This is a genomic window from Sphingomonas sp. P3_C6 (assembly GCF_056402595.1).
In genome coordinates, this window is the sequence record NZ_JBFUHB010000037.1 from 1 (window position 1) to 19,762 (window position 19,762).

The 19,762-nt window shown below is 66.3% G+C and carries 19 protein-coding genes and 1 other RNA gene; 14 read left to right on the forward strand and 6 right to left on the reverse strand.

The genetic code is table 11. From position 1 onward, the window contains the following. The first annotated feature begins 586 nt into the window (after positions 1-586). From AC1DT7_RS22160 to AC1DT7_RS22185, 6 genes are all read left to right on the forward strand, one after another. Positions 587-2,593, forward strand: coding sequence for an AAA family ATPase (locus AC1DT7_RS22160; protein ID WP_478038347.1), 2,007 nt, complete (start codon positions 587-589; stop codon positions 2,591-2,593). Between the two features lie 123 nt (positions 2,594-2,716). After that, a complete protein-coding gene (locus AC1DT7_RS22165; RefSeq protein ID WP_478038348.1) occupies positions 2,717-3,664 on the forward strand; it encodes a LysR family transcriptional regulator in 948 nt (315 codons plus the stop codon). A gap of 109 nt (positions 3,665-3,773) precedes the next feature. Then, positions 3,774-4,484: an SDR family NAD(P)-dependent oxidoreductase gene (locus AC1DT7_RS22170; protein ID WP_478038349.1), complete on the forward strand. Its 711-nt coding sequence runs from the start codon at positions 3,774-3,776 to the stop codon at positions 4,482-4,484. 26 nt (positions 4,485-4,510) lie between these two features. Then, positions 4,511-4,741 (forward strand): tautomerase family protein, encoded by a 231-nt coding sequence (locus AC1DT7_RS22175; protein ID WP_478038350.1) that lies wholly within the window; start codon positions 4,511-4,513, stop codon positions 4,739-4,741. Between the two features lie 238 nt (positions 4,742-4,979). Continuing rightward, the gene (locus AC1DT7_RS22180) at positions 4,980-7,547 is read left to right on the forward strand and encodes an HWE histidine kinase domain-containing protein (protein WP_478038351.1); all 2,568 of its coding nucleotides are present in this window, start codon (positions 4,980-4,982) and stop codon (positions 7,545-7,547) included. Positions 7,548-7,618: 71 nt separating this feature from the next. Further along, positions 7,619-8,866 carry a putative DNA modification/repair radical SAM protein gene (locus AC1DT7_RS22185; RefSeq protein WP_478038352.1) on the forward strand — a complete coding sequence of 416 codons (1,248 nt, stop codon included), beginning with the start codon at positions 7,619-7,621 and terminating at the stop codon, positions 8,864-8,866. 139 nt (positions 8,867-9,005) lie between these two features. On the opposite strand, the gene AC1DT7_RS22190 is transcribed toward AC1DT7_RS22185, so the two are convergent. Further along, positions 9,006-9,599: an alpha/beta hydrolase gene (locus tag AC1DT7_RS22190; protein WP_478038353.1), complete on the reverse strand. Its 594-nt coding sequence runs from the start codon at positions 9,597-9,599 to the stop codon at positions 9,006-9,008. 237 nt (positions 9,600-9,836) lie between these two features. Between AC1DT7_RS22190 and AC1DT7_RS22195 the strand changes: the two genes are divergently transcribed. Further along, complete coding sequence (locus tag AC1DT7_RS22195; RefSeq protein ID WP_478038354.1) at positions 9,837-10,322, forward strand: hemerythrin domain-containing protein; 486 nt, start codon at positions 9,837-9,839, stop codon at positions 10,320-10,322. Then, positions 10,319-11,713, forward strand: coding sequence for a UdgX family uracil-DNA binding protein (locus AC1DT7_RS22200; RefSeq protein ID WP_478038355.1), 1,395 nt, complete (start codon positions 10,319-10,321; stop codon positions 11,711-11,713). The genes AC1DT7_RS22195 and AC1DT7_RS22200 overlap by 4 nt, the downstream gene beginning before the upstream one ends. Positions 11,714-11,902: 189 nt before the next feature. On the opposite strand, the gene ssrA is transcribed toward AC1DT7_RS22200, so the two are convergent. Next, positions 11,903-12,249, reverse strand: a transfer-messenger RNA (tmRNA) gene (gene ssrA / locus AC1DT7_RS22205). A 41-nt stretch (positions 12,250-12,290) separates the two neighbouring features. Between ssrA and AC1DT7_RS22210 the strand changes: the two genes are divergently transcribed. After that, a complete protein-coding gene (locus AC1DT7_RS22210) occupies positions 12,291-12,722 on the forward strand; it encodes an RrF2 family transcriptional regulator (protein WP_478038356.1) in 432 nt (143 codons plus the stop codon). 201 nt (positions 12,723-12,923) lie between these two features. On the opposite strand, the gene mscL is transcribed toward AC1DT7_RS22210, so the two are convergent. Then, the gene (gene mscL, locus AC1DT7_RS22215) at positions 12,924-13,355 is read right to left on the reverse strand and encodes a large conductance mechanosensitive channel protein MscL (protein WP_478038357.1); all 432 of its coding nucleotides are present in this window, start codon (positions 13,353-13,355) and stop codon (positions 12,924-12,926) included. A gap of 81 nt (positions 13,356-13,436) precedes the next feature. Between mscL and AC1DT7_RS22220 the strand changes: the two genes are divergently transcribed. From AC1DT7_RS22220 to AC1DT7_RS22240, 5 genes are read left to right on the forward strand one after another with little or no spacing between them, the layout of a single operon-like run. Continuing rightward, positions 13,437-14,021 (forward strand): LemA family protein, encoded by a 585-nt coding sequence (locus tag AC1DT7_RS22220; protein ID WP_478038358.1) that lies wholly within the window; start codon positions 13,437-13,439, stop codon positions 14,019-14,021. Positions 14,022-14,046: 25 nt separating this feature from the next. Beyond that, entirely contained in the window at positions 14,047-14,889 is an 843-nt protein-coding gene (locus AC1DT7_RS22225) for a TPM domain-containing protein (protein ID WP_478038359.1), read from the forward strand. After that, positions 14,889-15,569: a TPM domain-containing protein gene (locus AC1DT7_RS22230; protein WP_478038360.1), complete on the forward strand. Its 681-nt coding sequence runs from the start codon at positions 14,889-14,891 to the stop codon at positions 15,567-15,569. The genes AC1DT7_RS22225 and AC1DT7_RS22230 overlap by 1 nt, the downstream gene beginning before the upstream one ends. Beyond that, positions 15,566-16,111 carry an NUDIX hydrolase gene (locus AC1DT7_RS22235; protein ID WP_478038361.1) on the forward strand — a complete coding sequence of 182 codons (546 nt, stop codon included), beginning with the start codon at positions 15,566-15,568 and terminating at the stop codon, positions 16,109-16,111. Before AC1DT7_RS22230 ends, AC1DT7_RS22235 begins: the two co-directional genes overlap by 4 nt. Before the next feature lie 56 nt (positions 16,112-16,167). Further along, positions 16,168-16,476: a hypothetical protein gene (locus tag AC1DT7_RS22240; RefSeq protein WP_478038362.1), complete on the forward strand. Its 309-nt coding sequence runs from the start codon at positions 16,168-16,170 to the stop codon at positions 16,474-16,476. A gap of 1 nt (position 16,477) precedes the next feature. Here AC1DT7_RS22240 and AC1DT7_RS22245 read toward each other — a convergent pair whose 3' ends face one another. The 3 genes from AC1DT7_RS22245 to hrpB are packed head-to-tail and all read right to left on the reverse strand — an operon-like array spanning position 16,478 to position 19,705. Continuing rightward, a complete protein-coding gene (locus AC1DT7_RS22245) occupies positions 16,478-16,825 on the reverse strand; it encodes a nuclear transport factor 2 family protein (RefSeq protein WP_478038363.1) in 348 nt (115 codons plus the stop codon). Continuing rightward, the gene (locus tag AC1DT7_RS22250) at positions 16,822-17,103 is read right to left on the reverse strand and encodes an ETC complex I subunit (RefSeq protein ID WP_478038364.1); all 282 of its coding nucleotides are present in this window, start codon (positions 17,101-17,103) and stop codon (positions 16,822-16,824) included. Before AC1DT7_RS22250 ends, AC1DT7_RS22245 begins: the two co-directional genes overlap by 4 nt. Positions 17,104-17,134: 31 nt before the next feature. Then, positions 17,135-19,705 (reverse strand): ATP-dependent helicase HrpB, encoded by a 2,571-nt coding sequence (gene hrpB / locus AC1DT7_RS22255; protein ID WP_478038365.1) that lies wholly within the window; start codon positions 19,703-19,705, stop codon positions 17,135-17,137. Positions 19,706-19,762: the final 57 nt, after the last annotated feature.

The window sequence follows — 19,762 nt, forward strand, 5'->3', positions numbered from 1 at the left end:
CTGCATCACGGTAACCTGTCTTGTCTGTGCGATTGGGAAATCAACCGACTGTTCGGTCGTGCGTGACAACGGCGATGGTCCCTGGCTCAGTGACGGCTGTTCAGCCAGAGAAAGAACGGGCGACATCGCCGCCGCGCCGGGGAGGGCGGCCACCCTCCCCGACGCTCATCGCAGACAATCAAGCCGCGACGAGGATGTCCAGATACAAGAAAGATACGGTGGACGGTCGTCCTTAGCGACTTGTTCCCGTTGTTGAATCGAGCGGGCGGCGCAGTATCGTTTTTGAAAATGTCATGCATTTTGATGACATTTTCGTGCCCGGCACCAGTCTCGCGGTCATGCATCCGTTACGATCTTGACGAAACGCAGCGACGCGCCTAGTGCGCCACCCGCCCCAATGTCGGGGTGCAGGAAGGCTGACCATGTTCGCCACGGCAATCATATTCGGGCTTGAGCCCGCCGCCGTCCGGACCTCGCCGAAGCGCTAGTCGCGCCCGGCCGGGCAAGGACCCGGCTGACTCGAATCCCAAAACTTAAGGTTCGCCGGCCGACGCTACGCGTCCGTCCGCGGCACATGGATGAGACAATGGGCACGACGGTGACGTCGCGGCGCCTGGCGATGATGCTGCGCGCGACTTTGACGAAGGATGGGCGCGCCGGCCAGGCGCTGCTCGAATGGGTGGAAGAGAACAAGTCGGTCTTCTGGCCGGCGCCAAAGCCGCGCGTGCGGGGCGCCGCAGCCAAGGAGAACGGACGCAAGATCAGCTGGGCGAGGCTGGCGACGATGCTCGCCGACATGGCGGAGGATCCGTTACCGGACGAGCTGGCCGCGGCGGCGGACAATATCGCCGCGGTGTTGAGCCTGGGCGATCAGGACCGGGCGGTGCTCGAGGCCGGGCTCGCGCTCTCCTTCCACCCCCGCATCGCGCGGCTGCGTTGGGCGCTCGAGATCGCGCATGAGGACATGGCCCGGGTCGCCGGTATGCTGGCGGGCGCCGATGCCGTCCATGCCGGGACTGTGGCGCGCAACAGCATGGCGGTGCAGCTCGGCCTGTTCGAGGTGGACATGGCGCATGGCGGCGGCGTGTCGTTCGACGCGAGCTGGTGGTTCGAAAGCCTGCTCGCCCGCGGCGGACACGATCCCGAACGGCTGATCGAGGCGCTGGCCGGCAAGCGGCAGCAATCCACCCTTGGCCTCGTCGATTTCCCGGTGATGCAGGGCGATGTCGACTTCGTCGCACGGCTGCTCGCCGGCGCGGTGGCGTCGCGTGCGCCGGGCATCAACATCCTGCTCCACGGCCCGCCCGGGGTCGGCAAGACCGAGCTGGCCAGGGCGCTGGCGGCGCATGTCGGCGCGGCACTGTTCGCGGTGGGTGAGGCCGACAGCGACGGGACCGAACCGCGCCGGCACGAGCGGGTCGCGGCGCTGCTGCGTGCGCAGCGCGCGCTTCAGCGCGACGAGCGCGCGGTGCTGCTGTTCGACGAGCTGGAGGACCTGATCGGCGACGCGAACAAGGTCGAGGGCGGCACGCGTTTCGCCAATCGGGCCGGGTCGAAGATCTTCGTCAACCGCATGTTGGAGACCAACGCAGTTCCGATCATCTGGACCAGCAATGCGATCGACAATGTCGATTCCGCCTATCTCCGTCGGATGAGCTTCGTGCTGAAGCTCGACCATCCGCGTGGGGCCGAGCGCGACCGGGTGCTGGCGCGCATGGCGGCGATGGAGGAGTGCGCGATCGGCGAGGATCTGTCGGTACTCGCGCGGCAGGCGCCGGAGACCCCGAGCGTCGCGCGGGTCGCGATGCGGGCGGCGCGGATCGCGGGTGCCGCGTCAGGAGATGACGAGCGGGTGGCGCGGGCGCTGGTTGGTTCGCTGCGTGGCCAGGCGGTGACCCTGGCCGAGGCGCCGGGCCGGGTCGACCTGTCGCTGTTCGAATGCGACACGCCCGTCGCCGGGCTGGTCGAGCGGCTGACCCGGCCGGGTGCTGCGCTCGGTTTCTCGGTGCTGCTGGCCGGGCCGCCCGGCACCGGCAAGACCCAGCTGGCGGGCGAAGTGGCCGAACGGCTCGGCCGGCCGCTTGCCACGCGGCGTGCGTCCGACCTGCTGTCGAAATGGGTCGGCGAGACCGAGGCGAACATCGCGGCGGCGTTCCGCGAGGCGTCGGCCGAGGGCAGCGTGCTGTTCTTCGACGAAGCGGATTCGTTGCTGTTCGACCGGCAGACGGCGCGGGCGAGCTGGGAGGTGACGCAGGTCAACGAGCTGCTCACCTGGCTCGATCGTCATCCGCTGCCGGTGTTCGCGGCGACCAACGACCAGGCGCGGCTCGACCCGGCGGCGCTCCGGCGGTTCACCTTCAAGCTGGCGTTGCAGCCCTTGTCGGCGGCATCGGCGGCACGGGCGTTTGAGCGCTTCTTCGGCTGTGCGGCGCCGGCCGGCCTCCAGCGGCTGAGGATGCTGACGCCCGGCGACTTCGCGGTCGTTGCGCGGCAGATGAAGGTGACCGGGCCGATGCCGGCCGCGACGCTGTTGGAGCGGCTGGAGGCGGAACTGGCGGTGAAGCCGGGTGGCATGGCAGCAATCGGCTTCTGATTGCGGTGCCATCGGCCTCTTCCCGGCGGGGAGGGGCTGCAACCTGCTATGAGCCATGCTTGTCCAAAGCGCCTGAATGGTCGATCGTGACCATTCACTATTCCGCAAATCGGAAGGATCGATATGGACCGAATCGACGCGATGAAGGTGTTCGTCGCCGCGCTGGAGGAGGGCAGCCTTGCCGGCGCCGGTCGGCGGCTCGGGCGGTCGCCGGCGGCGGTAAGCCGGGCGATCGCTTTCCTGGAGAATCACGTCGGGGCCGAACTGCTCCATCGCACCACCCGGACGATGAAGCTCAGCGAGGCGGGCGAGCGCTATGCGGCGGCGTGCCGGCGGGTGCTTGTCGATCTGGAAGAGGCCGATCTGAGCATCGCCAACGAGCGCACCGCGCCGCGCGGCACGCTCACCCTGTCGGCCCCGCCGATCAGCGGCGAAGAGATCTTACGACCGATCATCGATGCCTTTCTCGAGGCCTATCCCGCCGTGTCGGTGAATCTCGTCCTGCTCGACCGCCACGCCAATCTGGTCGAGGAAGGCATCGATATCGTCCTGCGCGTCGGCGAACTGCCCGATTCATCAATGATTGCGGTCAGGATCGGCGGCGACGTCAAACGCGTGATCGTCGCCTCACCACGCTACCTTGCCGCCAATCCCCGCATCGTCGAGCCCGGCGACCTGACCCGGCACCAGATCGTCACCACCACGCATTTCGGCCAGGAGGCCTGGGTGTTCCCGCCGGTCGCCGGCAGCACCATCCCGCGCTCGATCCATTTCAGACCGCGGCTGGTGGTCAACAGCGTGCGTGCCGCGCTTGCCTCGGCAGTGCAGGGCCTCGGCATTACGCGACTCTATACCTATCATGTGGCCGAGCAGGTCCAGCGCGGCGCACTGCAGATCATCCTGCGCGATGCCGAACCGCCCGCGCTGCCGGTCCATCTGATCACCCCGCATGGCCGGACCTCGGTACCCAAGGTCCGCGCCTTCATGGATTTTGCCGCGCCGCATCTACGGGCCGAGTTCGGCCGCCTGTCGGCAGAGGCATGTGCCTTGACGGGCAATTCTTCCGTCTGAAGGAAGAGTGATCGCCTGACGTCGAGCATTCTGCCGAATACCGCATGATCCTAGATGAACCTCACCGGCGGCACTTCCGCTCAGCCGGACGGGATCATCGAGGTTTATCATGAGTGAGGAACGCAAAGTCGCCGTCATCACCGGCGCATCGCAGGGCATCGGCGCGGCGCTGGTAAAGGCCTATCGCGACCGCAACTACCGGGTCGTCGCCACGTCGCGCTCGACCGTCCAGGGCGGCGATCCGGACGTGGTCGCCGTTGCCGGCGATGTGGGCGATCCAGCCACCGCAAAGCGCGTCGTCGCCGAAGCCCTGTCGCGCTTCGGCCGTATCGATACGCTGGTGAACAATGCCGGCGTCTTCATCGCCAAGCCCTTCACCGACTATACCGAGGAGGATTTCACCGGGAAGGTCGCGACCAATCTCGGCGGCTTCTTCCACTTCACCCAGGCGGTCGTCGCCGAGATGCTGAAGCAGGGCAGCGGTCATATCGTCAGCATCACCACCAGCCTGACCGACAACGCCATTGCCGGCGTGCCGACCGCGCTCGCCAACCTGACCAAGGGCGGCATCAACTCGGCAACCAAGGAACTGGCGATCGAATATGCGCAGCAGGGCATCCGGGTGAACGCGGTGTCGCCGGGCGTGATAAAGACGCCGATGCATGCGCCGGAATCGCTCGATTTCCTCGCCGGCCTGCACCCGGTGAAGCGGCTGGGCGAGATGCGCGATATCGTCGACGCCATCCTTTATCTCGAATCCGCCGGCTTCGTGACGGGCGAGATCCTTCACGTCGATGGCGGCCAGAGCGCCGGTCACTGAGCCGGACCAGGAAAGGAGTGGCAGCCATGCCGATCGTCACCATCCAGGTCACCCGCGAGGGAACGAGCCCCGAGCGGGACTCGGTCACCGCCGAGGAAAAGGCCAGGCTCATCGCCGGGGTCAGCCAGTTGCTGCTCGACGTCCTGCACAAGCCGATCGAGTCGACCTTCGTCGTGATCGAGGAAGTCGACACCGACAATTGGGGCTGGGGCGGCCTGCCGGCGCTTGAATATCGTCGGCGCCGAGCGGCAGGCTGACCGTTAGGCACGGCGTTCGATTGAACTTTGTTTCTGCTCCGACATTATTCAACGATGGATCAGAATAATCTTCGGGCGACGCCGCGTGCAGTCCGAACCTGCCGCCGGGGCCCGGCCGTTCGATCGGCCGGGGCCTGTCTTTCGAAAGGCGGAGGCGATATCGATCGCGATCAATGCGATCTCCGGCACCCCCATGCTAAGAGTATCGCGGGCGATATTTCCAGGGGTACGCTGAGTTTTGACTGACACTGTCGAACGCGTCGATCTCACCAACTGCGATCGTGAGCCGATCCATATCCTTGGCTCGATCCAGCCCATCGGATTCCTGGTCGCGCTGACCGCCGACTGGATCGTCGCGCGCGCGTCCGCCAACATCGCCGAGTTCATCGGACGGTCGCCCCAGGACATGATCGGGAAGCCGCTGCGGGATTTCTTCCCGGACGAGGCAGTCCATGAGCTGCGCAACCGCACCGCGATGCTGCGCGGACCCGACGCGGTGGAGCGACTGTTCGACTGCGAGATCGTGCCCGGCGCCCAGTCGTTCGACATTGCGGTACACTTCTCCGGCGGGCAGGTCGTGATCGAGGCCGAGCCGGCATCCGGCGAGCATGGCGACGCGACCGGCATGGTTCGGTCGATGATCACTAGGCTTGATCAATGCCCGGATTCGGCGAGCTTCTTCAGGGAAGGCGCGCGGCAGATCCGCGCGCTGATCGGATTCGACCGGGTGATGGTCTATCGCTTCGCCGCCGACGGGTCGGGCGAGGTCGTGGCCGAGGCGGCCAAGGCCGGCATCGGCAAGTTCCTCGGCTTGCGCTATCCGGCGAGCGACATCCCGGCCCAGGCTCGCGAACTGTACAAGCGCAACCTGCTGCGCATCATCACCGATGTGAACGCAACGCCGGTGCCGATCGTCCCGCAGCGCGACGAGACGGGCAGGCCGCTCGACCTCTCCCTGTCGGTGCTGCGATCGGTCTCGCCGATCCACATCGAATATCTGAAGAACATGGGCGTGGGCGCCTCCATGTCGATCTCGATCATCGTTGACGGGCGGTTATGGGGCCTGTTCGCCTGCCATCATTATTCCGCGCGCTGCGCCAGTTTCGAACGGCGATCGGTGAGCGAATTGTTCGCGCAGATGTTCTCCATGCGGCTGGAAAGCCGCGAGCGGCAGGAGACGGTCGAGTTCGAGCGTCGTGCTCGCGACATTTCGGACCAACTGCTCGGCGCTGTCGCGTCCGACGAGACGCTGCTGAAGGATCCGGACTGGCTGGGCGACATTCTGACCAATGCCATTCCGGCCGACGGCGTCGGCGTGTGGATCTCGGGCAATTACGCTTTCTCCGGCACGACGCCGCCGACTGACGCGTTCCGCAAGATCATCCGCGCGCTGAACGGCACCGCGGCCGGCAAGGTCTTCGCGACCGATCGAATCGCTTCGATCGTGCCGGGCGCGGAGGAGTTCGCATCAGCCGCGGCGGGCATGCTGGCCATCCCGATCTCGCGCGCGCCGCGCGATTATGTCGTGCTGTTCCGGTCGGAGCTGGTGCGCTCCGTGCGCTGGGGCGGCGATCCGCACAAGCCGGTCGACTACGGCCCGAACGGCCCGCGCCTCACCCCGCGCGAGAGTTTTGCCGAGTGGAAAGAACTGGTCGAGGGCAGGTCTCAGCCTTTCACCACGTCGGAGCTGCGGGTCGCCGAGACGCTGCGGGCGACCCTGATCGAGGTGGTGCTGCGCCTCGCCGACGAGGCGTCGGCCGAGCGCCAGCAGGCCGGCGCCCGGCAGGAATTGCTCATCGCCGAGCTCAACCACCGGGTCCGCAACATCCTGGGCGTGATTCGCGGGCTGATTCGTCAGTCCCAGCCGACCGACGACGCGGTGAAGGATTTCGTGCGCGTGGTCGACGGCCGCATCCACGCGCTGGCCCGCGCGCACAACCAGATCACCGACGATCACTGGGGCCCGGCCCCGATGCAGGCGCTGATCGATGCCGAGGCAGCGGCCTTTGTCGACGAACGCGAGCGGGTGATCTCCGAGGGCGATCCTGTCCTGCTCAACCCCCAGGCCTACTCGACCATGGCGCTGGTGGTGCACGAACTGATCACCAATTCGACCAAATATGGCAGCCTGTCGGCGCCGGGCGGGCAGGTGCGGATCAGCTGGGCCCGCAACCTTGCGGATGACCTCGTCCTGACTTGGTGCGAATCCGGCGGTCCGCCGGTCCAGCCGCCGTCGCGCAAGGGCTTCGGCACCACGATCATCGACCGGTCGGTACCCTATGACCTCGGCGGTGCCGCGACCGTCGAGTATAAGCCGGACGGTGTCGAGGCGGTGTTCCGCATCCCGGCGCGACACGTGTCGGCGCCGAAGACCTTTGCCGGCCCGGCGATCCGGTTCCCGCGCGCGTCCGCCGGTCACCCGCAGGTACCGCCCTATCCGATGCTCAAGGGGCACGACCTGCTGCTGGTCGAGGACAGCCTGATCATCGCGCTGGATGCCGAGGACATCGCCGGGCGGCTGGGCGCCGACAGCGTGTCGACGGCGGCCACGGTGCAGGCGGCGCTGGACATCATCGACTCGGCCCGACCGAGCGTCGCGATGCTCGACATCAACCTTGGCGACAGCACCAGCTTCGCCATCGCCGACCGGCTGATGGACCTGAACATCCCCTTCCTGTTCGCGACCGGCTATGGCGAGCAGGCCCAGCTGCCGGCAGATCATCGCGGGCGGACGGTGGTGCAGAAGCCCTATACGCTGGAGAATGTGGCGCGCGCGATGGACGAGCTGCTCGCAGGGGGTGGGTGAGGACGGCGGCAAAGTGAAATGACTTAAACTGGGTTGTTTACGGCGGGGAATTGCGAACATATGAAGAACATATGGCGCAACTCGACGTTCAGCAGAAGCTCGAAATTCTCGCCGATGCGGCCAAATATGATGCGTCCTGCGCGTCGTCGGGCAGCGTCAAGCGGACGTCGCGTGACGGCAAGGGGATCGGCTCGACCGATGGCGGCATGGGTATCTGCCATGCCTATGCTCCCGATGGCCGGTGCATCAGCCTGCTCAAGATCCTGCTGACCAACAGCTGCATTTTCGACTGCCATTATTGCATCAACCGCAAGAGCTCGAACGTCCGCCGCGCGCGCTTCACCGCGCAGGAGGTGGTGAACCTGACCCTCGCCTTTTACCGGCGCAATTATATCGAGGGTCTGTTCCTCTCCTCGGGCATCATCCGGTCGTCCAATTATACGATGGAGCAGATCGTCGAGGTCGCGCGGTCGTTGCGCGAAGACCATCATTTCCGCGGCTATATCCACCTGAAGACGATCCCCGACGCCGATCCGGAGCTGGTCCATCAGGCGGGGCTCTATGCCGACCGGATCTCGATCAATGTCGAACTGCCCACCGCGACCGGGCTTAAGCGCTTGGCGCCGGAGAAATCCGAGGCGCGCATCGAAGGCGCGATGAAGGGCATGAAGACCGCGATCCTCGACACCGGCGATGCCAGCAAGCGGTACAAGTCGGCGCCAAAATTCGCGCCGGCCGGCCAATCGACCCAGATGATCGTCGGTGCCGATGCCGCGACCGATGGCGATATCGTGCGCAAGGCGTCGTCGCTGTACGGGCGTTTCGGGTTGCGGCGCGTCTATTACTCGGCGTTCAGCCCGATCCCGGATGCGAGCGCCGTGCTGCCGCTGCAGCGGCCGCCGCTGATGCGTGAGCATCGGCTGTATCAGTCCGACTGGCTGATGCGCTTCTACGATTACGCGCCGGCGGAAGTGGTCGCGGCCGCTGACGACGCCACGGGTATGCTGCCGCTCGATATCGACCCGAAGCTTGCCTGGGCGCTGAAGTTCCGCGAGCGCTTTCCGGTCGACGTCAACCGGTCGCCGCGCGAGATGTTGCTGCGCGTACCGGGGCTTGGGGTGAAGGCGGTCGGCGCGATCCTCGCGGCGCGGCGGTGGCGGCGGCTTCATCTGGCGGATGTGGGGCGGCTGACCGCATCGATCGCGAAGGTGCGGCCGTTTCTGATTGCCGAGGACTGGCGTCCGGTGGCGCTTAGCGACCGGGCGGAGCTGCGCCCGCTGGTGGCGCCAAAGCGCGAGCAACTCGAATTGTTCGGTTAGGGTGAGCGCGGGTGCTTCTACCCTCTCCGTTTGCCCGATCTTGTCGAAGGGCTGTTCTTTCTTCTGCCCCTTGGAAGGGAAGAGCAGGGCATCGGCAAGCTCAGCACGGACAGGAGAGAGTTTTCGGGCTCGATACCCGCTACCGGATGCTTTCGAGCCGGGCCACCGCTGCCGTCTCCGACACCTTGCCGCCGTCGATCGCCTCGGCATCGAACAGGCCGAGCAACTGCAGCAGGCGATCGTCCGCGTCTGTACCGCCGCCGCGGCGGTTGCTCGGGTGGGATCCCGATACGGCGCCCGCATCGACGAAGCGGCTGCCCCAATTATCGGCAAGCGCCAGCACCTGCTCGATCATCGGCGATGGATCGCTCGCGACGACCGAGGGGAAGGGCAATTTGGTCGCCGGACCCACCCGCGCCTTGGCCGCGATCGCCGCCTGGCCGAAGCCGATGCTCAATGGGGAAAGGAATACCGCCCCGCGCACATGGGTGAGATAGCTGCGCGGCGAAAGCTGCGCCCACCATGCAACGGCGAGGCAGGCCACGCCCTGGGCAAGCAGCACGATGGGTTCACGCGAGCGGGTCATCGCGATGTCGAGCTGCTGCGCCCAACGGCCGCTATGGAATTTCGAAAGGTCGAGTTCGACCTTTTGCAGCGGCAGGGCAATGGCGGGATCGCCCCGCGCCACGATCAGGACAGGAAGCGGACGGTCTGCAGACGAATCATGGTCCATGACATCTCTCCCGTAGTCGGGCGTGGTCGCGGCCGCTTGTTTGAGCGTGCCGACTCGACTTCGCCCCCGCGACCAACGCTATTCCTACTTGCCGAGTGGGCAATAGACTTGCGCCAGAATGAAGTGCGGCCGAGCCGAGCCGCTGTGAGTCGTATGCTCCACCAGGGTGAGAGCGATTCGCAAGAGAAACTACCGCCGCTCTGGCTGGTTCACGACTCGAACCACAGGAGCAACGACATGGCCGACGCCCGAATCTTCGCCGACCTCAAGGCCGATCACGACCGGCATCGCACCCTGCTCGAACAGATCGCCCACGCGCCGGCCGACAGCCCGAAACGGGGCGAATTGTTCGAGGCGTTCCGGGTCGAAGTGACGGCGCATGCCGCGGCGGAAGAGGAGTCGCTTTACGCGACGATGCTCGCCAATCCCGATCTGCGCGATGATGCCCGCCATTCGGTGTCCGAGCACAAGGAGATCGACGATTTCCTGGGCGAGCTGGCCGATCTCGATACGGCGTCGGCCGAATGGATCGAGACCTTCGGCAAGCTGCGTCACCGCTATGAGCATCATATCGACGAGGAGGAGGAAGAGATGTTCCCCGCCGCCGCCAAGGAACTGTCGGATGCCGAGGAGGCCAGGATCGCTGGGGTGTTCGAGCGCCGCAAGCCGAAGGAGCTGGAGCGCGCCGAAGCTACGCCGGCGGGAGGCGACGAGCGCGAGTGACGGGCCGTATCGTCCGACTGACAGCGCCGGATGACATGGATGGCTGGCGCGACGCGGCGCGCGGCCTGATCGCCGAGGGGGTGCCGCCGGGCGAGGTGGTGTGGCAGGTCGGTGACAGCGCGGGCGACCTGTTTGCGCTGGGTGCTGCGCCGCCACCGCCACCGCCCCCGTCGCCCGGTTTCGCGGTGCCGCGCGCCTTTCTCGACCTGGCACGCAAGGCAATCCTGCATCACGAGCCGGAACGCTTTGCCCTGCTCTATCTGCTGCTGACCCGGCTGCGTGCCGAACCGAAGCTGATGGACGATGCCGCCGATCCGCTGGTGCGCCGGCTCGACCGGCTTGCGAAGGAGGTACGCCGCGACATCCACAAGATGCGCGCGTTCCTGCGCTTCCGCGAGGTGGAGGATGAAGAGGGCGTGCGGTTCGTCGCCTGGTTCGAGCCCGAGCACCATATCGTGCGCGCCAATGCCGGCTTCTTTGTCGATCGCTTCGCCAGCATGCGCTGGTCGATCCTGGCGCCTGAGCTGTCGCTGCATTGGGATGGCGCGGCGCTGAGCGAAGGCCCGGGCGCGGCGAAGGGCGATGCGCCGTCTGGCGACCCGATAGAGGATGTCTGGAAGACCTATTACGCATCGATCTTCAACCCTGCACGCATGAAGGTCGGCGCGATGCTGAAGGAGATGCCGCGGAAATATTGGAAAAACATGCCCGAAACCGCGTTGGTGCCGGGATTGATCGCAAGCGCGCAGGCGCGGGAGAGCGGCATGATCGCAAAGGCACGGGAGCGGATCGGCGGCAATAGCGAAACGGGCTGGGAGGCGCTGCGTGAGGAAGCGGCGGGCTGCACGCGCTGCCATCTGTACAAGCACGCGACTCAGACGGTGTTCGGCGAGGGGCCGGTCGATGCGGCGCTGATGTTCGTCGGCGAGCAGCCGGGCGACCAGGAGGATCTGGCGGGCAAACCGTTCGTCGGGCCGGCGGGCCAGGTGTTCGATCGCGCCATCGCTGTCGCCGGGATCGACCGGTCGGGCGTCTATGTCACCAACGCGGTGAAGCATTTCAAGTTCGAGCAGCGCGGCAAGAGGCGTATCCACCAGAAGCCGGACGCGGGGGAGATCACCGCCTGTCGCTGGTGGATCGAGCAGGAGCGGCTGCTGGTGCGGCCGAATGTGACGGTGGCGCTTGGCGCCACGGCGGCGCGGTCGCTGTTCGGCAAGGTGATGGCGATCGGCAAGGAGCGCGGGCGGGCACATATGCTGCCCGATGGTGGCGAGGCGTGGATCACCGTGCACCCGAGCTTCCTGCTGCGCCTGCCGGACCGCGACGCGGCCGAACTGGAGTTCGAGCGGTTCGTCGAGGATCTGAAGGCGGTGAAGGAGCGGCTGAAGTGACCATGGTCCAGACCCATCGCCATCCGGCTCAGGGCGAGGCGAAAAGTGTGATTTCTGAGCACCGGAGCACAGCGTACTTCAGGTACGTGAGCACCGGAGCGCAGGAAATCGCGCTTTGCAGCCCGACATGAGCCGGATGGCGATGGGTCTGGTGGGGAGCTTCTGTTGCTCGGTGCCCCCCGGACCGCCGGTGTCCGCTTCTGTTGCCCGGTGCGGCCCGGACCGCGCTTTCGTCCTTAGTAAACTAGACCGTTAGGTCCGGTTTACGCGGCAATCGCGAGTGCTTCGTTGTCGTTAGCACTTGTGGTTTTGAGCCTTTTACAGGTTACTCAGCCCGGGCAAAAACAGCGCCTTTCAATACACGTCGATCCTGGTTCGACCCCGTCATGACCGGTCCCGAAGGGCCGGTTGTGGTGGAGTCGCCGGGTACTGCCCCCGGGTCCGCTGCATCTATTTCACGCTGCACTTTATCACCATAGTCGACGGCGAACCGGCGACAGGGCCAATATAGGCATTGTGACCTTAATGAAAAGCCCGCCTTTCACTCGCCACAATATGAGTCCATATCGGTACCGCTATGTTGACTCAGCGTTCCCGTTACGCGCTTCGCGCGATGATCTTTCTGGCTGAGGCGCCTCCCGGCGGCCCCCCCATCCCGATGAACCGGATCGCCGCGGAGGCGAACGTCCCGCGCAAGTTCCTGGAACTCATCCTGGCCGACCTGCGCGAGGCGGGTTTCCTGCACAGCCACCGTGGCAAGATGGGCGGTTATTGCCTGTCGCGCCCGACTCACCTGATTTCGCTCGGCGAGATCATCCGGGTGATCGAGGGACCCCTTGCGCTGGTGCCCTGCGTCAGCCGTACCGCCTATCGTCCCTGCCGCGATTGCAAGGACGAGGCGAGCTGCGCAATCCGCCATGCGATGGCGCGTGTTCGTGACGAGACGGCGCGCATCCTCGACGGCACCAGCCTGGCGGATTCGCGGGCCGAGGATCTCGCGGCGGCTTAGACTTCCTTCTCCCATCGGGAGAGGAGCATAGGGTGAACGGCGCCCCATGCTGTTCAGATATTGCCGGGGCATGACCGACCGTCCGCTGAGCCCATCGTCAAGCGATGGGATGGGTGAGGGGGCACCCGCCAGTGTCTCGAACCTCACTCCCCCTCATCCGGCGCTTCGCGCCACCTTCTCCCACAAGGGGAGAAGGATTCTTCACCGCTTCCGCAATTCGTCCCGGATCTCTCGCAGCAGAGCAACATCGGCCGGCTCTGCCGCGGGTTCGGCAGGGGCTTCTTCCGGCTTCGTGATAAGCTTGTTCGCGGCGCGCACGATCAGGAAGATGATGAAGGCCAGGATCAGGAAATTGACGGCTTGGGTGATGAAGGCGCCATAGCCGAAGATCGGCACGCCGGCCTTTTTCAGCGCGGCATAATCGGTCGATCCGGCCAGCGCCGCGGGCACCTTGCCGAGCACGACGAAATAGCTGGAGAAGTCGAGCCCGCCGAAGATCCGGCCGATCACGGGCATCAGCACGTCATCCGTCAGCGAGGTCACGATCTTGCCGAACGCCGCGCCGATGATCACCGCCACGGCAAGCTCCAGCACGTTGCCCCGTGCGATGAATGCCTTGAACTCCTTGAACATGCGATGCCTCCATCCGATTTCACTTCCGCGTGCCTAGGCTAGTCGCCTATCATGGCGACGCAAGGGTTGGAGGGATTGTTCATGAAATACCGTGCCGTCTTCGCGCTGATGTCCGCTATCGCGCTCTCAGCCTGCGGCCTCAACAGCGTTCCCACCGCCGAGGAGAATGCCAAGGCGCGCTGGGCCGATGTCCAGAACAATTATCAGCGGCGGGCCGACCTCATTCCCAATCTCGTCGCCACGGTGAAGGCCGCCGGCGCGCAGGAAAAGGATATCCTGGTCCAGGTGACCCAGGCGCGTGCCGCCGCATCGCAGGTCAAGCTGTCGGGTGAAGACCTGACCGATCCGGCCAAGGTCGCTGCCTATGATCGGGCGCAGGCCGGCGTAACGCTGAACCTGCAGCGCCTGCAGGAAGCCTATCCGGAGCTGAAGAGCCAGGGTAATTATACCACCCTGATGAGCCAGCTCGAAGGCACCGAGAACCGCATCACCATCGCGCGCAAGGATTATAACGACGCGGTGCAGGCCTATAATACCCGCATCCGCACCTTCCCCGATGCGATCGGCGCGAAGGTGTTCTACGGGTCCAAGCCGATGACGCCGTTCCAGGCGACCACGCCGGGGGCGGAGACCGCACCGACAGTCAATTTCGGCAACGCCAGCTGAGGTATCAGCGCTGAAAGGCAATTCAATGCGCATCCTGCGCTTTCTTACCGTGCTGATCGGGTTCCTCCTGATCGGCACGGCTGTATCAGCCCAGACGCTTCCCAAGCTCACCGGCCGGGTGGTCGATGATGCGAAGCTGCTGTCGCCCGAGCAGGTCGCGCAGCTCACGCAATTGTCCGAGGGCATCGAAAAGGCTTCGACCCGGCAGCTGGTGGTGGCGACCGTCCCCGATCTCCAAGGCTATCCGATCGAGGACTTCGGCAACAAGCTGATCCGCGGCTGGGGGATCGGGCAGAAGGGTGCCAATAACGGCATCATCCTGATCGTGGCCCCGAACGAACGCAAGGTCAGGATCGAGGTTGGCTACGGCCTTGAGCCGATCATGACCGATGCGCTGTCGAGCGTAATCATCAACGAGACGATCCTGCCGCGCTTCAAGGCGGGCGACATGCCGGGCGGCATCGTCGCCGGCGCTGCCGCGATCGGCGAGCAGATGAAGCTTCCGCTCGAAGCGGCCGAGGCGCGGGCGGTGCAGCAGACCAGCAAGCCGGTTGCGCGGTCGCGATCGAGCGACAATGGCCCAAGCATCCCGTTTCTCGTGATCTTCTGGGTGATCGTTGTCGCCTTCATCGTCCTGTCGCGCTTCCGGCGCGGCACGAGTGGACAGCGTTACCGCAGCGGCGCGGCGCCCGTCATCCTATGGGGACCGGGGCTGGGCGGCGGATCCGGTGACAGCTGGGGTAGCGGCTGGAGCAGTGGCGGCGGTTCCGACTGGGGTAGCGGTGGCGGCTCCGACTGGGGCGGTGGCGGCGGCTTCTCCGGCGGCGGTGGTTCGGGCGGCGGCGGCGGCGCTTCGGGGAGCTGGTGATGGCACGAGCGATTCGCCTCAATGCGGAGGAGCACAAGCTCGTCGCCGACGCCGTCACCCGTGCCGAGGAAGGCACCGACGGCGAGATCGTGACGATCGTCAGTCAACGGTCCGACCAATATCACGATGCGGCGCTCCATTACGCCTTCGCCGCGGCGCTTGCGGTGATTGCGCTCGCGGCGATGACGCCGGGGACGTTCGAGGCGAAGTTTGCCTGGTTCTCCAATGGCTGGGGTGAGGCGAGTGCCCGCACGGTCCTTTTCTCGGTGCTGGTCGCCGAGACGGCGGTGTTCCTCATCGTCCGCTATGCGCTTGCCTGGACGCCGTTGCGCATGGCGCTGACGCCGAAGGCGACGCGGGCGCGGCGGGTGCGGCGGCGGGCGATCCAGTATTTCAAGGTGGGCGCCGAACGTCGCACCGAGGCACGGGTCGGCATCCTGCTGTATCTGTCGATCGACGAGCGCATGGCGGAGATCGTCGCTGACGAGGCGATCCACCATGCGGTCCCGGTCGAGCGCTGGGGCGATGCGATGGCGGCCCTGGTCGACGAGGTGCGCGTCGGTCGCCCGGCGCACGGCATGGCGGCCGCGGTCGGGCAGATCGGCGCGATCCTATCGGAGAATTTCCCCAAGACAGAAACCGACCGCAACGAACTTCCGGACAGGCTGATCGAACTATGAACGATGTCGCAGAAAAGATTGGGACAGATAAGAGCGGGGCCGAAACGGTCTGGGAAGGCGAGTACATCGTCGTCAAGAAGCAGGGCACCTGGGAATATGTCTCCCGCGCGCGCGGCATTCAGGCTGCGGTGATCCTGGCAATCGACGAGGGTGATGTGATCCTGGTCGAGCAATATCGCGTGCCGCTCGGCAGGCGCTGCATCGAACTGCCGGCCGGGCTGGTCGGCGACGAGGAAGAGGGTGAGACACCCGAGACGTCGGCGGGGCGCGAACTGGAGGAGGAAACCGGCTATCGCGCGACGAAAGTCGAGGCGATCGGTTATTTCCAGTCATCGCCCGGCATGGTCTCGGAAGGTTTCACCCTGGTGCGCGCCACCGGTCTGACCAGGGTCGGCGAGGGTGGGGGGCAGGGCGACGAAGACATCACCGTACACCGCGTGCCGCTTAGCGGCATCGTCGATTTCGTCGCGGCCAAACGCGCCGAGGGCGTCGCCATCGATGTCCGCACGCTCCTGCTGCTGAGCCCGTCGATCCTGGGCTGAACGGGTCCCGGCCGGTCGCATCGGAACGGGAATCGACGGCTGGAGGTTGAGAATCCATGTTTGCGCATGTCCCGATCGCGATCGGTGTCCAGCTTGTCTGCTGGGCAATCGGCCGCTGGCTAAAGGCCCCGACCAGGGCGAGCGTCTGGATCGGCTGCTTCGCGGGCAGCGCAGTCTGCATCATGCGCGAGATAACCCAGCGCGAATATCAGTGGATCGAGGCTTATGGGCACGGCCTGCGCGCCAATATGGCGGGCTATGAGGGTCTGAAAGTCTGGGAATGGAACCGGCACTCGATCGAAGAGACGGTGGTGGCCATTGTTGCTGCGATGGTTGTCGCTGCGGTGGCGTCGCGCCGCCGCTGACTCAGGCAGGCTTGTATGCCACCTCGAAGCTCAGCCGGTCCCAATAGCCGCGCTGGAACGCGATGTGCCCGTCGATCACCTCGAAAAAGCCACAGCCGCGCAGGCCCTTGGGGTCGCGCCATTCGAGGATCGCCCATTCGCCATCCTCGAACAGATTCTCCGGAATGCATTCCATCTTGGCGGCAGCGAATTCACGTTCGAACATCGCGCGGATCGCATCGCGGCCGACCACCGGCTCAAGCGCAACCTGATGGTTGGTGGCGTCGGGGCGGTACAGCGCCACGATCGCATCGACATCGGCATGATTGAAGGCGGCGATCCAGCGCCGCACGACCATCTTTGGCGTCACCGGAAATTATCGGCGTAAGCCTGGAGCTTGAGCTTGCGTTCCGGCGCCGCGATGACGGTGAAGGCAAGTCCTTCGCGATCGGCATAGGCGATGGCCGCTTCCTGGGTCGGGAAGCCGAGCTTCACCTGCTCGCGCGTGTCGCCCGAACCGGCCCAGCCGGTCAGGGGATCTGGCCGCTTCGCTTCGCCTGGCTCGAATTCGAGCACCCAGCCGTCGGTGCGCGCGCGACCGGATTGCATCGCATTCTTGGGGCGCTGGTAGATGCGGGCGGTGGCCATGGTCTTGTCCTCGAAACTCTCGTCTCGCCCTCTATCGTGGTTGGGCGCGGCGTGCATCCGCATTTTTCGTCCGGGTAGTCGCCGCCGCGCTGGCAGGATCGTCGGGCCAGGGGTGGCGCGGGTAGCGGCCGCGCATCTCCTTGGCGACCGCGGCCCAGCTTCCCGACCAGAATCCCGGCAGATCGCGCGTCGTCTGGATCGGCCGGCCGGCGGGGGAGGTGAGGCTGAGTACCAGCGGTACGCGACCGCCCGCGACCGTCGGGTGCGTGGCGAGGCCGAACAATTGCTGGGGGCGAAGCTCGACGCGCGGACCACCCTCGGCCGCGTAGTCGATCGGATGGCTGGTGCCGGCGGGCGAGTGGAAATGCGTCGGCGCCAGCGAATCGAGCGTGCGCAGCGTATCCCAGCCGATCACGGCGCGGAGCGACTCGGCGAGCGCGCCGGTGTCGAGCGCATCGAGCCGGCGCTTGCCGATGAGCAAGGGGGACAGCCATTCGTCGGCACGGTCGATCAGATGCGCTTCGTCCACATCGTTCACCGATCCGCCGGCGTCGCGGACAAAGGCGATGCGGTCGAGCAAGGCACGCGCCGCCTCGCTCCAGGGCAGGAGGGAGAGGCCGCGAGTTCGGACGCCCTCCAGCAACGCAGCGGCGATCGCGTCGGGATCGGCATTGGCATCCGGTCCGCTCGAGAGGCGGATCGCGCCCAGACGGCGTTCGCGCAGCGCCTGCACCCCGCCGGTCGCGGGATCGAAGCTCACGGTGCGGCGGGTTTCGATGCGGTCACCGAACAGCGATTCGACGGTGGCGAGGTCGATGGCGGCGGCCGAGAGGATACGCGCGCCGGCCGCCATCCCCTGGGTCTCCGCGACCGCGAGCCATTCGTTCCGGGCAAGCGAGGAGGTCGGGTCGAGCTTGAACCCGCGGCCGCCGGCGGAGGCCCATGTCTCGCCACTCGAGTCGCGGCGTTTGGCGATGCGGTCGGGGAAGGCGAGGGCGATGGCGGTGGCCACTTCTTCTCCGCCGCCCACCGAGGGCGTAGCGCCGCCGGAACGCGCGAGCCCACCCCCAGCCCCTCCCGCAAGCGGGAGGGGAGCAAGAGACGCCCAGCGTTTCGCCAGTTTTCTTCCGCCTTCGGCCCTTGGGCCCCGTTCGGTGCGCCAGCGGCGGATGCGGCTTTCCAGATCGACATCGTTACCGCCGAGGCCGCGTTCGCCGAGCAGCACGGCAACGTCGGCCGCGGTGTCGGCCAGCCCGATCTCGCCTGCGCGCACCAGCATATGGCCGAGCCTCGGCGGCAGGGGCAGGCGGGCGATGGCCTTGCCATGGGTAGTTGGGCGCCCATCTGTGTCGATCGCCTCAAGCGTGGTGAGACGCGCCCGCGCTTCGTCGATTGCGGCGGCGGGTGGTGGATCGAGCCAGGCGAGGGTGCGCGGATCGGCGACGCCCCATAAAGCGCAGTCGAGCGTCAGCGCCGACAGGTCCGCTTCCAATATCTCGGGCGGGTCGAAGCGCGGCAGGCCAGCCGTCGCCGCCTCCTCCCATAGCCGGTAGGCGACCCCTGGCATCTGCCGAGCGGCACGGCCGGCGCGCTGGGTGACGGCGGCCTGGCTTGCCCGCTCGGTGACGAGTCGGGTCATGCCGGCCGCCCGATCATAGCGCGGGCGGCGGGCGAGGCCGGAATCGACCACCACGGAAATGCCGTCGAGCGTCAGGCTGGTCTCCGCGATCGAGGTGGCGAGCACGATCTTGCGGCGTCCCTGCGAATCGGGGGCGATCGCCGCGCGTTGCGCGCCGGGATCGAGATTGCCGTGCAGCCGGTGCAGGACGATATCCCCGCCAAGCCCCTCGATCCGCTCCGCCGTGCGTTCGATCTCAGCCACGCCCGGCAGGAAGGCGAGCACGCCGCCGGTTTCCTCGCGCAACGCCAGCCTGATCGCACCCGCGACCGCATCCTCGATCCGGGCCTCCGCTGCGCGGCCGATATGGCGGAGCGTCAGGGGGTGGCTGCGGCCCTCGCTTTCGATGACGGGCGCGCCGCCCATCAGGGCCGAGAAACGCGCCCCGTCGAGCGTTGCCGACATCGCGACGATGCGCAGGTCAGGCCGCAGCGCGCCCTGCGCGTCGAGCGCCAGTGCGAGCCCGAAATCGCTGTCGAGGCTTCGTTCATGCACTTCGTCGAACAGCACGGCCGAGACGCCGGCCAGTTCGGGATCGGCCTGGATGCGGTTGACGAAAATGCCTTCGGTCACGACCGTGACGCGGGTGTCGGCCGAGCGTTTCGAATCCATGCGCGTGGCGTACCCGAAGGTCCTGCCGACGGGCTCGCCCGCCAGCGCCGCCATGCGCTCGCCCGCGGCCCGCGCGGCGAGGCGGCGGGGGGAGAGCAGGAGGATTTCGCCGGTGCACCAGGGTTCGGCGAGCAGGGCGGGTGCCACCGCCGTCGTCTTGCCCGCACCCGGCGGCGCGACGAGCACGGCATTCGAGCCCACCCGCAACGCGGCGAGCAGGTTGGGCAACACGGCATGGATCGGGAGGGAAGTCAGTTGGAATCCTGCGTCACGACGATGGGGGATATCGGGGGCTGTACTCGATTGGTCCATGTCCTAGCATATCGCGGGCGAGCGATGGTACGTCCCGGGCAACAGACGGAGAATCGC

Bases quoted from the DNA above. Each gene is read 5' to 3' on its own strand.
- mscL (WP_478038357.1), bottom strand. From the start codon at position 13,355: ATGTTCAAGGAGTTCAAGGCATTCATCGCACGGGGCAACGTGCTGGAG.
- AC1DT7_RS22190 (WP_478038353.1), bottom strand. From the start codon at position 9,599: ATGGACCATGATTCGTCTGCAGACCGTCCGCTTCCTGTCCTGATCGTG.
- AC1DT7_RS22170 (WP_478038349.1), top strand. From the start codon at position 3,774: ATGAGTGAGGAACGCAAAGTCGCCGTCATCACCGGCGCATCGCAGGGC.
- AC1DT7_RS22165 (WP_478038348.1), top strand. From the start codon at position 2,717: ATGGACCGAATCGACGCGATGAAGGTGTTCGTCGCCGCGCTGGAGGAG.
- AC1DT7_RS22160 (WP_478038347.1), top strand. From the start codon at position 587: ATGGGCACGACGGTGACGTCGCGGCGCCTGGCGATGATGCTGCGCGCG.
- AC1DT7_RS22225 (WP_478038359.1), top strand. From the start codon at position 14,047: ATGCGCATCCTGCGCTTTCTTACCGTGCTGATCGGGTTCCTCCTGATC.
- hrpB (WP_478038365.1), bottom strand. From the start codon at position 19,705: ATGGACCAATCGAGTACAGCCCCCGATATCCCCCATCGTCGTGACGCA.
- AC1DT7_RS22230 (WP_478038360.1), top strand. From the start codon at position 14,889: ATGGCACGAGCGATTCGCCTCAATGCGGAGGAGCACAAGCTCGTCGCC.
- AC1DT7_RS22240 (WP_478038362.1), top strand. From the start codon at position 16,168: ATGTTTGCGCATGTCCCGATCGCGATCGGTGTCCAGCTTGTCTGCTGG.
- AC1DT7_RS22235 (WP_478038361.1), top strand. From the start codon at position 15,566: ATGAACGATGTCGCAGAAAAGATTGGGACAGATAAGAGCGGGGCCGAA.
- AC1DT7_RS22210 (WP_478038356.1), top strand. From the start codon at position 12,291: ATGTTGACTCAGCGTTCCCGTTACGCGCTTCGCGCGATGATCTTTCTG.
- AC1DT7_RS22195 (WP_478038354.1), top strand. From the start codon at position 9,837: ATGGCCGACGCCCGAATCTTCGCCGACCTCAAGGCCGATCACGACCGG.
- AC1DT7_RS22220 (WP_478038358.1), top strand. From the start codon at position 13,437: ATGAAATACCGTGCCGTCTTCGCGCTGATGTCCGCTATCGCGCTCTCA.
- AC1DT7_RS22175 (WP_478038350.1), top strand. From the start codon at position 4,511: ATGCCGATCGTCACCATCCAGGTCACCCGCGAGGGAACGAGCCCCGAG.
- AC1DT7_RS22250 (WP_478038364.1), bottom strand. From the start codon at position 17,103: ATGGCCACCGCCCGCATCTACCAGCGCCCCAAGAATGCGATGCAATCC.
- AC1DT7_RS22185 (WP_478038352.1), top strand. From the start codon at position 7,619: ATGGCGCAACTCGACGTTCAGCAGAAGCTCGAAATTCTCGCCGATGCG.